Source organism: Acinetobacter sp. ANC_7503, assembly GCF_056780035.1.
In genome coordinates this window covers 1-13,300 of the sequence record NZ_JBWYJA010000015.1, presented here as the reverse complement: position 1 = coordinate 13,300, position 13,300 = coordinate 1, and the positions used below count along the sequence as shown (strand labels likewise).

General features: G+C 40.8%; 11 protein-coding genes. 4 read left to right on the top strand and 7 right to left on the bottom strand.

What is annotated here, in order from left to right:
* Window positions 1-692: 692 nt before the first annotated feature.
* The 3 genes from AC1M9M_RS13675 to AC1M9M_RS13665 are packed head-to-tail and all read left to right on the top strand — an operon-like array spanning window position 693 to window position 2,474.
* Complete coding sequence (locus AC1M9M_RS13675; RefSeq protein ID WP_481596613.1) at window positions 693-1,346, top strand: glutathione S-transferase N-terminal domain-containing protein; 654 nt, start codon at window positions 693-695, stop codon at window positions 1,344-1,346.
* A gap of 21 nt (window positions 1,347-1,367) precedes the next feature.
* Window positions 1,368-1,802: a ClpXP protease specificity-enhancing factor gene (locus AC1M9M_RS13670; protein ID WP_035269488.1), complete on the top strand. Its 435-nt coding sequence runs from the start codon at window positions 1,368-1,370 to the stop codon at window positions 1,800-1,802.
* A 21-nt stretch (window positions 1,803-1,823) separates the two neighbouring features.
* Entirely contained in the window at window positions 1,824-2,474 is a 651-nt protein-coding gene (locus AC1M9M_RS13665) for a hypothetical protein (protein ID WP_481596612.1), read from the top strand.
* A gap of 45 nt (window positions 2,475-2,519) precedes the next feature.
* On the opposite strand, the gene AC1M9M_RS13660 is transcribed toward AC1M9M_RS13665, so the two are convergent.
* The 6 genes from AC1M9M_RS13660 to AC1M9M_RS13635 all read right to left on the bottom strand — a co-directional run bounded on the left by AC1M9M_RS13660 (window position 2,520) and on the right by AC1M9M_RS13635 (window position 11,097).
* Entirely contained in the window at window positions 2,520-4,469 is a 1,950-nt protein-coding gene (locus tag AC1M9M_RS13660; RefSeq protein ID WP_481596611.1) for an acetyl/propionyl/methylcrotonyl-CoA carboxylase subunit alpha, read from the bottom strand.
* Window positions 4,470-4,552: 83 nt separating this feature from the next.
* Window positions 4,553-5,383 (bottom strand): enoyl-CoA hydratase/isomerase family protein, encoded by an 831-nt coding sequence (locus AC1M9M_RS13655; RefSeq protein WP_481596610.1) that lies wholly within the window; start codon window positions 5,381-5,383, stop codon window positions 4,553-4,555.
* A gap of 14 nt (window positions 5,384-5,397) precedes the next feature.
* Window positions 5,398-6,555 (bottom strand): acyl-CoA dehydrogenase family protein, encoded by a 1,158-nt coding sequence (locus AC1M9M_RS13650; RefSeq protein WP_481596609.1) that lies wholly within the window; start codon window positions 6,553-6,555, stop codon window positions 5,398-5,400.
* 141 nt (window positions 6,556-6,696) lie between these two features.
* Window positions 6,697-8,310: an acyl-CoA carboxylase subunit beta gene (locus AC1M9M_RS13645; protein WP_481596608.1), complete on the bottom strand. Its 1,614-nt coding sequence runs from the start codon at window positions 8,308-8,310 to the stop codon at window positions 6,697-6,699.
* Window positions 8,311-8,341: 31 nt separating this feature from the next.
* The gene (locus AC1M9M_RS13640) at window positions 8,342-9,223 is read right to left on the bottom strand and encodes an SDR family oxidoreductase (protein WP_481596607.1); all 882 of its coding nucleotides are present in this window, start codon (window positions 9,221-9,223) and stop codon (window positions 8,342-8,344) included.
* Window positions 9,224-9,297: 74 nt separating this feature from the next.
* Window positions 9,298-11,097, bottom strand: coding sequence for an acyclic terpene utilization AtuA family protein (locus AC1M9M_RS13635; RefSeq protein WP_481596606.1), 1,800 nt, complete (start codon window positions 11,095-11,097; stop codon window positions 9,298-9,300).
* Between the two features lie 160 nt (window positions 11,098-11,257).
* On the opposite strand from AC1M9M_RS13635, the gene AC1M9M_RS13630 reads away from it, so the two are divergent.
* On the top strand, window positions 11,258-11,860 hold the full coding sequence (locus AC1M9M_RS13630) for a TetR/AcrR family transcriptional regulator (RefSeq protein WP_035269534.1): 603 nt from the start codon (window positions 11,258-11,260) through the stop codon (window positions 11,858-11,860).
* A 52-nt stretch (window positions 11,861-11,912) separates the two neighbouring features.
* On the opposite strand, the gene AC1M9M_RS13625 is transcribed toward AC1M9M_RS13630, so the two are convergent.
* Window positions 11,913-13,076, bottom strand: coding sequence for an acyl-CoA dehydrogenase family protein (locus tag AC1M9M_RS13625; RefSeq protein WP_481596605.1), 1,164 nt, complete (start codon window positions 13,074-13,076; stop codon window positions 11,913-11,915).
* Window positions 13,077-13,300 lie beyond the last annotated feature (224 nt).

Below are 13,300 nucleotides of genomic sequence, written 5' to 3'. Positions count from 1 at the left end.
AACAAATATATGCTTAATCATCTCCAATTTGAGGATTGTTAACTTTTTACAACTTTATTAAAAATACTTTCATGCAGTTTTTTAAATTAAAGGGATAAAAATGTTAAATAGGGAAATATGTTTATCATTCGCCGTAGCCGCTACAATATTAGGTACATCCAATATTGCACAAGCAAATAACTCACAATCGATAGATGCTTTAGCCGTGTGTTGGCAATCCAATACGGGTAAGCATGTTTGTGATGGACCCATACAAAGATTAATGTCTTCATATGAAAACATAAATAAACCATTAGAGTTAGTTGGATGCTCAGATGGATATCCTGTACAAAATAACAGTCTGGTACATCGATCTTTAGGTCAAAAATTCTCAATGGTTTACAAGTGTGGCTATAAACTTAGACCTGGCGACACAAGTGCATTAACTAACAATCGCGACGTCCGTCAATGGTGGAGTGGAATCATACATTAGTGCACAAGGCCGATTTAAAGATCGGCTTTTTATATCGCTTTGGATAAAAAGCTAAAGATTAAATTTCAACAATACAAGGATAAAAATTAAAAAAAACGTTCCAGACATAAATACGACTCAATATAAAATTCAAGTGTTTTAATATGCATCGCTCATTAAACGATGATTTTAGCGTGCATTTTTAGTATCCTTATCTATTCATTAATACTTTGATTGGAATATGTCAGTCGAAACCACCCCATTACAAGGCATCACCATTTATAGTCATGCAGATGACTTTCGATCGCATTGGATTCGCTTCTTACTGGCAGAAAAACAAATTAAACATAATTTATTTATTGTCGACGAAGACAACGAGGATCTTGCGAGTTTAAATCCATACAATCGACTCCCGATGATGATTGAAAATGAGTTAAAACTTTTCAATACATCCATCATTTCTGAATATTTAGATGATCGCTATCGTCAGAATAAGTTATATGCAGATGCTCCTGCTCCACGTGCAGAACAACGCCAATATATATGGCGTTTTGAAAATGACTGGTTAAAACTTGCAGATGATATGTTGCGCCACCCAGACACACTTGATGTTGACGCACAAAAGGCAGCCCAAAAAAAGTTAAAAGATACGCTTATCTCGCTGACACCTTTGTTTCAGCACTATCCTTATTTCATGTCTGAACAATTTACAATTTTAGATTGCATGTTGGCACCGATTTTTATACGGTTAAGAACGATGGGTATTGAGCTTCCAAAGCAACAATGCCGCCCGTTTTATTTATATTGCCAGCGTGTTTTCAGTCGTCCAGCCTTCATTAAGTCCATGACGGTTCAGGAAAAAAATCGTTATAGTCCTGAATTAAAATCCGCTTAAAAAAGCAAAAGAGTGAGTCACATGTCTGATCAAGAAATCAAATTAAGTCCAACTCGCCCGTATTTAGCACGTGCGATTTATGAATGGATTTGCGATAACAATCTCACCCCATATCTACTGGTAGATGCCACACAGCCTTATACCGATGTACCTACACAGTTCGTTCAAGACGGTCAGATTGTTTTAAATATCGTGCCACATGCTGTGCATCAACTACACATGAGCAATGAAGCGATTACCTTTTCTGCACGTTTTGGTGGTGTTTCCAAAGATATTTATGTGCCAATCAATGCTGTACTCGGGTTATATGCAAAAGAAAATGGTCAAGGATTATTCTTTGATCCTGATGAATATGCCAATGCACAAACGGATGAAAATCCGATAGAATCTAAACAGCAACAAAATCAAGAAAATGAAGCACCAAAGAAAAAACCGAGTTTAAGAATTTTGGATTGAAAAAACTTACAGGAGAGTTGAATGGCTTTTGATTTAGTACAATATTTTGCTGAGCAGACCAAAATTCAAAAGCCTCAGCTGTTGAAACAGTATCCAGCTGAACAACGGCATGAATATCTCAATGAATTAAATATCTTAGCTTTAGGTAAACTCATCAGCCTATGGCGTAAAGACGAAAAAAAAATATACCAAGAAATTCATGCCGCTGACCAACTTTATATTCAAGAAGTCGCACGGCATTTGACGACATCTCAACATAATCAGTCTACGCTGTCTCATCAAGAACTTGAAACTGCGACATCAGAGATTTTGACCTTACAGCTTAATGAACTTAAACAACTTGATGTAACAGGTCATTATCAACTACAAGGCATGAATGAATTACTTCAGGGTCAAGTTGAACATCTCTCTGGTAAAGCAAAAGATTGGGTTTGGCTAACAAATAACCTAAATGAGTTGATTGGTTCTCAACCTGTCATTCAAGAAGAGATATCATTAGACCAAACGATGAAGGAGTTTCATGACATGGTCAATCAAGTTCAACATGATCACCACGATGTTGCTGAGCCAGAAGTAGTGGCTACACCAACTTGGGCAAAAGTTTTAGAACCTGTAGTTGCGATTGCAATTCTTTGGGTGCTTTACTGTGCCGTACAAACAGTATTTGCATAAATCCGGTCATAAAAAAAGCCATCGTTAGATGGCTTTTTTTATTGCTTATTCAGCATCAACCTCAATATTCATCAAGATTTGACGTTTTTTCACTTGCTGACCAACTTGTCCTACGATTTCACCCACAACACCGTCGACATCTGACTTAATTTGCTGTTGGATTTTCATCGCTTCAAGAATCAATAATGTTTGCCCTTTAGTTACACGCTCTCCAGGTTGAGCAATGACATTTATAATTGCACCATCCATTGGGGCACGAATTTTACCATCCCCTGCCACATCGGCAGTCTCAGGTGGTAAATAGGTAATATTTTCCACCATGACGTTGCCATTCGCGCGATCTAAATAAACAAAATTACCATCAAGAACATAGTCGATTCGACGTCGAATTCCATTAATGCTATAAATCAATTGCTGTGTATTTTGCGCTACAACCTCAATCGACTGGCTTTCACCACAGGTTTCAACACTCACTGAACGACCATCACGATGCACAATGAGATCTAACTTTTGATCATCATATCGAAGTTTCAGTGGTAATGCTGAAGAAACTCCTGTGTTCCAATCTGTTTGCGCAGATGCATTTATCAACAACGCTGCAATCAATGCTAAGCTTTCTAAATTTAGACTCTGTTTATTCAAACTCACATCACTTTGGAAATGCTGTTGAATAAAACCAGTGTTCACATCACCCTCCACCACAAGTGGATGACGTAATAAGTTAACTAAAAACTCCTTATTACTGTTTACACCTAACAGTACAGAATCATTTACAGCACGTGCAAGTAAACGAATCGCATCGGTACGTGTTTTGCCATGTACGATGATTTTAGCCACCATTGGATCGTAGAATGGGCTAACTTCATCAGTTGGCATCATACCGTGATCGATACGTACGCCTTCTAAATCCGAAGGTTGCCAACGTAATACTTTGCCTGTTTGTGGTAAAAAGTCTTGGCGTGGGTCTTCTGCATATAAACGCACTTCAATGGCATGACCATTCATAGTCAATTCTTCTTGCTTGAGCGGTAATGTTTCACCGTTTGCCACACGAAGCTGCCATTCTACAAGATCAAGACCTGTGATCATTTCTGTTACAGGATGCTCTACTTGCAAACGTGTGTTCATTTCTAAGAAATAAAACTCGCCTGATTGATCTAGCAAGAATTCAACCGTACCTGCACCCACATAGTTACAAGCTTTGGCCGCTGCAACTGCTGCATCACCCATCGCTTGACGTGTTTCTTCTGTAAGAACTGGACATGGTGCTTCTTCAACCACTTTTTGGTGACGACGTTGAATCGAGCAATCACGTTCAAATAAATACACGTAGTTACCATGCGTATCACCAAACACTTGGATTTCCACGTGGCGAGGTGCAATCACTGCTTTCTCGATAATCAACTCACCCGAACCGAAGGCATTTTCTGCTTCAGAACGTGCCGTTTTTAAAGCTTCAAGCAAGTCCACTTCTTGGTGAACAAGACGCATACCACGTCCACCACCACCTGCTGATGCTTTTACCATCAGTGGGAAGCCTACTTTCTTCGCTTGATCTGCTAAAAAGTCGATATCTTGTTGGTCGCCTTCATAACCCGGTACACATGGTACGCCTGCTTCGATCATGGCGATTTTAGACAAACGCTTGCTACCCATGAGCTCAATCGCACCTGCAGGTGGACCGATAAAGATAATGCCATTTTCTGCACATGCTGCAGCAAAATCAGTATTTTCTGATAAGAAACCATAACCCGGATGCACCGCATCTGCGCCAGTTTTCTTACATGCTTCGATAATATTTGGAATCGATAAATAAGATTCTGATACTTTTGAAGGACCGATATAAACCGCTTCATCTGCGACTTGTACGTGACGCGCATTTTTGTCGGCATCTGAGTACACAGCAACGGTTTCGTAACCTAAGGCTTTTGCTGTACGCATCACACGAGCAGCAATTTCACCACGGTTTGCAACTAATACTTTTGTAAACGCCATAGTTCCACCAATTTTTTAGGCTCCTCTGATCTTGAGGAGCGTATCCTTTTTAATTCACATTCATACAGGCGTTGGAATGTGGTTTATTCTGCCCAGCTTGGTTGGCGTTTTTGAATAAACGCCATTGTGCCTTCCATTCCTTCTGCGCTTGCCACGGCATCTGCAAATTGACGTGCTGCATCATCAAGTAACGGCCCCAATTCTTCTTTGGTGGTACGATGTAATAATGCTTTGGTTGCACGCGATGCCAATGGCGCACAGCGTTTAATTTGGGTAATGGTTTCTTCAAGTGCTGATGCAAGTTCAACTTCATCTGCAACCACTTGATGCACAATCCCCACCTCTAAAGCGGTTTGACCCTTAAAGCGCATACCTAATAAGGCTAAACGACGTGCTTGAGTTAAGCCAACACGTGTCACCACAAACGGTGCTATTTGTGCAGGTAAAATCCCTAAGCCAGTTTCAGGTAAGCCAAATTGTGCTTCTGCATGCGCAATTGCAACATCAGAGACACATGCCAAACCGAAACCACCACCGAGTACAGCACCTTCAAGTACAGCCACAACCGTTTGCGGTGCTTGATCGACTTGCTCAATCAGCGCACCAAACGTACGGTTAAATTCGGTATAAGGTGTGTTGTTGCCCACTTCCATTGCTTTAGCACGGATCGCTGCCATATCTTTAATGTTACCACCTGCACAGAAGTGACCGCCTTTACCACGCAAAATCACTGCACGTACAGACACATCATCTTTAATTGCTGTAAATACAGCCTGAATGGATTCCACCATTTTTAGGCTCATGGCATTACGGCTTTCAGGATGGTTTAACCATAAGGTTAAAATGCCACCGTCTTGCTCTAGGATGATGCTGCCATCAACCTCTAAATTGGCAATTGAACTTGATAATGTCATATCAGATCTCCTGCTTATTTTTTCTTACCAGGAAGGATGTCCATCATCTTACAGATAATGCCAAGCATGATTTCGTCCGCACCACCGCCAATAGATACTAAACGACCATCACGGTAGAACTGAGCAGCTGGGTTATCAGCCATAAAGCCATTACCACCCCAGAACTGTAAGCAGCTATCTGCAACTTCACGCGTTAAACGACCCGCTTTTAGTTTTGCCATAGATGCCATTTGCGTTACGTTTTCGCCTTCGATATGCAATTGGCAAGCACGATAGGTTAATGCTTTCAGTGCTTCGATCTCCGTCATTAACTCAGCAAAACGGAAATGGATATATTGGTTATCAATTAATGGCTGACCGAAAGTTGTACGCTCTTTAGTGTACTGAATTGTTTTTTCGATACATTGCAACATACCGCCCATTGCATTAGCTGCACCCCACATACGCTCTTCTTGGAACTGAAGCATTTGCATCATAAAGCCCATGCCTTCTTGACCCACCAAATTACGTTGTGGCACACGTACGTTGTCAAAGAACACTTGTGCAGTGGTACTAGAACGCATACCTAACTTTTCTAATGGCTCAGAGAATGTAATACCCGGTGTATTTGCAGGAACAACAATCATTGACTTGTTAAAGTGTGGTTTACCATCAGATGTATTCGCTAACAAACAGAAAAAGTCTGCTTGTAGAGAGTTTGTGATCCACATTTTATGACCATTGATAATGTAGTCATCGCCATCTTTAGTTGCTGTGGTTTTCAGTGCTGCAACGTCAGAACCTGCTTGAACTTCAGATACTGCAATAGCTGCAACTTTTTCACCTGCAACTGCTGGCGTTAAAAACTCATCACGTAATTCTTTGCTACCAAAACGTGCAATTGCAGGAGTAGCCATGTCAGTCTGTACACCCATCGCAAGTGCAACACCACCCACGTTGATACGACCTAATTCTTCTGCAACAACAAGGTTATAAGAATAATCGAGTGCCAAACCACCGTTTTCTTCAGGTTTACAAATACCTAATAAACCCAAATCACCCATTTTTTTGAATACTTCGTGGATTGGGAATTGACCCGCTTTTTCCCATTCTGCTGTATATGGGTTGATTTCGTTTTCTACAAATTGACGTGTTGTACGGCGTAGCGCTTCATGTTCTTCAGTAAATTTCATTTTTTGTCTTCCTTAAAATTTCAATATTTGTTTTTTAATCTTTAATATACCTTGCGAATCCATGCTTCTCACCTCTTTAAAAAGAGGGGGTATTCCTCACTTTTTAAAGGGATGAGGAATATATTCCGCAAGAGGGATTGATTAGAATCTTGGCACACCAAAACGTGTTGGATTCAACTCACGTGCTTGTGATTCATTAATGGTTTGCAATAAGAAAATCAGCAATTTACGTGTATCACGTGGGTCGATAATGCCATCATCATGCAACATCGCTGTGTTGAATAATGCAGTCGATTGCGACTCTAATTTCATTGCTGTCGAGTGTTCTAAGAAGTCCAACATTTGCTCATTTGGCTCCATGCCAGATTCACGTTGTTTCGCTTCCGCAACAATACGAAGTACCTTACCTGCTTGCGCACCGCCCATTACCGCAACACGAGAGTTCGGCCATGAGAAGATAAATTGTGGGCCAAGTGGACGACCACACATCGCATAGTTACCTGCACCGTATGAACCATGAGCAATGATCGAAATCTTCGGCACTGTACAGTTGGCAACCGCTTGGATCAGCTTAGAACCATGTTTGATGATGCCGTTTTGTTCTGCATCTGTACCCACCATAAAGCCTGTGGTGTTGTGCAAGAATAAAATCGGGCGACGTGTTTGTTCACATAACTGAATAAACTGCGCTGCTTTTGCTGCACCTTGTGGGGTAATTGGACCATTATTAGTGATAATGCCTAAATGCATACCACCAATTTGCGACCAACCACATACCGTATGTGAGTCATACTCATTTTTAAATTCGAAGAAATCAGAATCATCAACAATACGTGCAATGATTTCTTTCATATCCAAAGGTTGTTTTGGATCTGATGGAATGATGCCAAGTAATTCTTCTGCTGAATAACGTGGCTCTTTATATTCTGGTGTTTCAAGCTTAACTTGCTCTTTCCAGTTTAAATGCTTAAAGATTTCACGTGCGATTCGGATACCATCGGCATCATTTTCTGCCAAGTATTCTGCTGTACCTGCCACTTGAGCATGCATTTCCGCACCGCCCAATTCTTCAGCAGTTGCGACTTCACCTGTTGCAGCCAATAACAATGGCGGACCTGCGAGCAACATTTCAGTTTGCTTACGTACAGTAATCACATAATCAGAAAGACCCGGTTGGTATGCACCACCTGCTGTTGCGTTACCATGGACTACAGAAACTTGTGGAATCCCTTTTGCAGATAAACGTGCTTGGTTGGCAAATGTTGTACCACCAGCAGTAAATACTTCTGCTGCGTAGTTTAAGTTTGCACCACCACTTTCTGCTAAAGTAATGATTGGTAATTTTTGCTCTAACGCAATTTGGTGTAAACGAAGGCTTTTGTGTACACCCATTGGAGCAATCGTACCGCCTTTGATCGCACTGTTATTGGCAGCCACCATACAACGTGTACCATTTACAAAACCAATCCCTGCAATGATCCCGCCACCTGCTTCTGAACCATCTTTATCATCATGCATCTTGTAACCCACAAGACCACACAACTCTACAAATGGAGAATCTGCATCGAGCAACATACGTACACGCTCATGCGGTAAAATCTTTCCTTTTTTATCAAACTTAGGCTTAGCTTTATAAGAACGATCTAGCGCACTTTTTTGAATCGCTCGAATCTCTTCGATTTGCTCGAGCAATTTCGCTTTATTCTGTTCAAATACTTCGCTTCCTACTGCAACTTCGGACTGAATCACTGCCATTCCGTTTCCTCCTTGTTCCTTATAATCTCGATTAATTCTTTTCGTCTTTTTTCTTTAGTACATCTGGAATAAATGCACGGTGGAAGCCGTTATAAGACTCACTATTTTCTGCAGATGATAATGGGAATACGCGTGTACCTTGTGAAGCCGCACCATCGATACGTACTGTCATCCCTGAAACAAAGTTGGCAGCGTCAGATAATAGATAAACAATCGCCGAAGATACTTCCGACTCTGTTCCCATACGTTGTAAAGGCACATTGCTAGAAAGGTTAGGGATAATGAATTCTGCGACAGGGCCTGAATAGGTATCCATCCCTGATGAGATAATCCAACCAGGTGCCACACAGTTTACCCGCACACCTGATTTACCCCATTCCACCGCAGCCGTTTTGGTCAGGTTATCAACACCTGAACGTGCTGCACCTGAGTGCCCCATACCCGGCATACCGCCCCACATATCTGCTGCCATATTGACGATGGCACCACCATTTTTTGCCATCCACTGGTTATAGGCTTCACGCATAAGATAAAAGGTCGAATGTAAGTTATTACGGATGACAGCATCAAAACCATTGGCAGAAATACTTTCTAATGTTGATGGGAACTGACCGCCTGCGTTATTCACTAAACCATCAATACGACCGAATTTTTCGATCACTTCCGCAATCATTTTTTTAACTTGTTCTTCTTCGCGGTTATCACACACGATGCCATGTGCACGACCACCATCTTCAGTGATTTCAGCAATCACATTTTCAAGTTTTTCGATCTTACGACCTGTAATCACCACTTGCGCACCAAGTGATGCAAGCTCATGCGCCGTACAACGACCAATGCCCGAGCCACCACCTGTGACAATCACGACTTTGCCAGCAAATGCATCATTTCTAAATATCGACTGATAACCCATTACTTACACTTCCATATATGAATCAATTGTTTTTTTTATTTTGCTTGGGCATCAGATGATGCCCGTACGCTGGCTTACAATAAATTTGCAGGAACTTTTACCGGTATATCTAATAATTGTTGTGCAAATGCTTTGCCTTGTGGATCAATACGTAAGCTCGCAACACCACCACCACCAAGCGCATCAATTAACAAGAAGTTAAGTGCATTTAAGCCCGGCAATTCATAGCGACGTACTTCGCCACCATTACCACCTTCAAACACATGCTTCATATATTCCGCAACATTGGCTTCAGTTAAAGATGCACGAATCCAAGGTAAAAATTCTGGTTTACGTGCAAGTACACCGATGTTGCTGTAGTTACCTTTATCACCACTACGTGCATGTGCAACTTGAACTAAAGGCACTTCAATTTCGTTACCAGTTAAAGTTGCCACTTCCCCTGCTGGGATGGTTGGAATTTCAGCAAGTGGCTCACCATGTGGTACAGAAACTTTATGACGCTCACCATTGATATCCACTTCAACATTTAGTTGAGATTTCTCTACCAAGAACGAGAATAATTTAATCACTGGAGATGGTTTTGGACGACCACCGACAATACCTGTTAATGCAGGTGCCATACCTGTAGAAGCTTGTGCAATCTCAGAAGCAAAGAACATACATGCTTCTTTAAACATATGTTTAACGGCAATTTTCACTACAACTTCACGTGGTTTTTCTACACGGCGGTTTGCACCATAGGTTGTTTCTGTACCTAAAATCTCAATTGATTTTTCAGTAAATGGTGGAATCGAACGAAGCGCCATTACACGCTCAACTTTATTTAAAATTGCGTTTGATACTGCATACGCTTTTTCTTCTGCATCCTGCCCTGCAAGTAAGAAGCTGACTAATACACGGTTACCATCAGGATAGGTCGTGCTTACTTTGTAGTGTTGTGTTGGCGCTGTACCTTTTGCACCTGTCACAAGTACACGATGCACACCCACTTGCTCAAGTTTGACTTGGCTAAAATCAGCCGTTACATCAGGCAATAGATAAGCTTGTGGATGACCAATCTCATATACAATTTGTTCGCCTACCGTACCCGGAGATACTAAACCACCTGTACCATTTGGCTTAGTCACCACAAATGATGAATCTGCTTTCACTTCAACAATTGGGAAGCCCATATTGTCAAAGCCTTCAACCAAACGCCAATCTGTGAAGTTACCGCCAGTACATTGTGCACCACACTCAATCACATGACCTGCAAGTGCCGCCTGTGCCAATTTATCGTAATCCGCTAAATCCCATTTGTATTCATGCAATAAAGGCCCAATCACCACAGCCGAATCCACGACACGACCTGTGATCACAATGTCTGCACCTAAATCCAGAGCGTCTCGAATCCCTACAGCACCCAAATAAGCATTACTACTTGCGACATGTGGAGGAAGATCCTCACCATTAAACATTTCTTTTATATTTTGTTTTTGAAGTTCAACGTGCTGATCCATTAAATCATCACCAAGTACCACCGCAACTTTCAAATCTAAACCAGCATTTTTGATCACTTCTTGAAGTGCATCACGGCATGCCAATGGATTTACACCGCCAGCATTACTTACAACTTTGATTTTCTTGTCCGCAATTTTGTTGATGAGCGGTGTCATAACACGACTAACAAAGTCCAATGCATATCCATGAGAAGGATCTTTCATTTTGGCCTTTGCCATGATAGACATGGTGATTTCTGAAAGATAATCAAATACTAAATAGTTAATATCCGACATGTGTACCAATTGAAATGCAGCTGTGTTGGTATCTCCCCAGAAACCTGAAGCACAGCCAATTTTTACAATTTTTTGTTCGTCCTGAATATTTGTCATAACCATCTCATTATTCTGTTTAGAATTTGAGCTTAATTTACCAAGCAAGCGCTTGGTTTGTAAAGTGCAAAATGTTATTATTATTTGCAAATCTGCTTATTGCGCTAAAATTTGCATGGAAGCAACGCGTTTAGAAAACAAAATAGGATAAAATAACAAGATGATCGCGACCTCTATTGACCAAATTCAACCAATAGCCTGCTTTGACGATACACCACGTGGTCGTTTACTTTTGGGGGCAGCTTATTTATTCCATAAACAAGGTTATGCCAAAACCACTGTTCGTGAACTCGCACAGTTTATTGGTATCCAATCTGGAAGTTTATTTCATCATTTCAAAACCAAAGACGATATTTTGGCGCATGTGATGGAACAAACCATCATTTACAATCACGCTTGCCTTGAAAGTGCCATATCCACTTCAGACCATCCAGAGCAACAACTCAAGGCTCTGATTAAAGCTGAACTCGATGCGATCTCTGGGGATACAGGTTCCGCTATGGCTGTATTGGTCTATGAATGGTTTTCACTTTCTGAGGAAAATCAGAAGAAACTATTAAAATTAAGAAATGATTATGAAGGGATATGGCTGAGTGTCATCAAGGTATTACATGACAAAGGCAAAATTAAGCACGATCCTTTTATCTGGCGAAGACTGATTGGTGGTTCAATCGCTTGGACCGTAACTTGGTACAATCCAGAAGGGAAAATGTCACTTGATGAGTTAACCAATATCGTCTGGGATATGGCAATGAATGCTTAACTTTATATCTGATCAATTAAAAAAGGTGGCTTAATCCACCTTTTTATTTCTTTTAGAAGCCCAGCTGTCGGCTTGCCAAATCTTTCATAATTTCCTCAGCTCCACCGCCTATCATATTCACTTTAACTTCGCGATATATACGTTCAGATTTCATGCCACGCATAAAGCCCATGCCACCTAGTGTTTGAACGGCTGCATCAGCACAGAATTGCATAGTTTGCGTTGCTACGTTTTTGAGCATACAAATTTGTGCAATCATTTCATTCCCTTGAAGTTCAGGACGACCCATTTTATATGCCGTATCTTCAAGTAAAGCGCGAGTCGTTTGTAAACGTGTTGCCATATCTACCAATTTATGACGAACAACTTGATGATCTACCAAGCGTTTACCAAAAGTACGTCGCTGTTGAGCCCAATCTAGAGCTTCTTCATAACAAACTTTTGCATAACCATAACTACTCGCAGCCAAGAAAAAACGTTCCATATTGAAGTTATTCATAATCACAAAGAAGCCCATATTCTCAGGACCAATCAAATTTTTTGCAGGCACTTTAACTTGATCGAAGTGCAAATGAGCGGTATCAGACGCCCACCATCCCATTTTATCTAACTTCGTTTTTGTAATACCTGGCGTATGGGCATCAATCAGTAGCATTGAGATACCATTGGGTCCCTTTCCTTCAGGATCAGTTCGAACGGCAACAGTATAGTAATCAGCACGAATACCAGAAGTAATAAATGTTTTTTCACCACTGACTATATAGTAATCACCTTCTTTTACTGCTTTTGTTTTAAGTGCTGCAACATCAGAACCTCCGCCTGGTTCTGTAATTGCTAAAGCAGAAATCTTCTCACCTGATAAGATTTGTGGCAAAACCTCTGCTTTCACCTCTTCACTTGCAAAGCTATTAATTGGTGGCGCACCGATCATATGTGAAAGTAATGAAGCGATTAACCCACCTGATGCCGCCTTTGCCAACTCCACACATCCCAATAAAGTATAGAATGCATCTGTATCTGGGATACCACCGTATTTTTCATCAAAACCTGATGCCATCAATCCAACTTCTGCAGCTTTTTTGTAGAGTTCTCGTGGAAAAGTTTCAGCTTCGTCCCACTCATTTACATAGGGAATAATTTCTTTTTCTACAAATTTTTTTACTGCATCTGCAAATGCAAAGTGTTCATCTGTGTAATAGATCGGATTGTATTGCATCAACTATGTCCCTGAAATTATTTAAATCCTCATAGGCATACTGACATTTATTGTTGTTTTTTTAATTGCAAGAATCATCAATCTTTTGGCATAAATTAACTGATTGGAGCTTCTTATTCAGTTACAAGGGTTTAATTATTTTAAATTCGATTTTTATATATAAAAAAACACCCCCTTCTATTGAAGGGGGTGTTTAGAATAATGAGCTGGCGATGACTTACTCT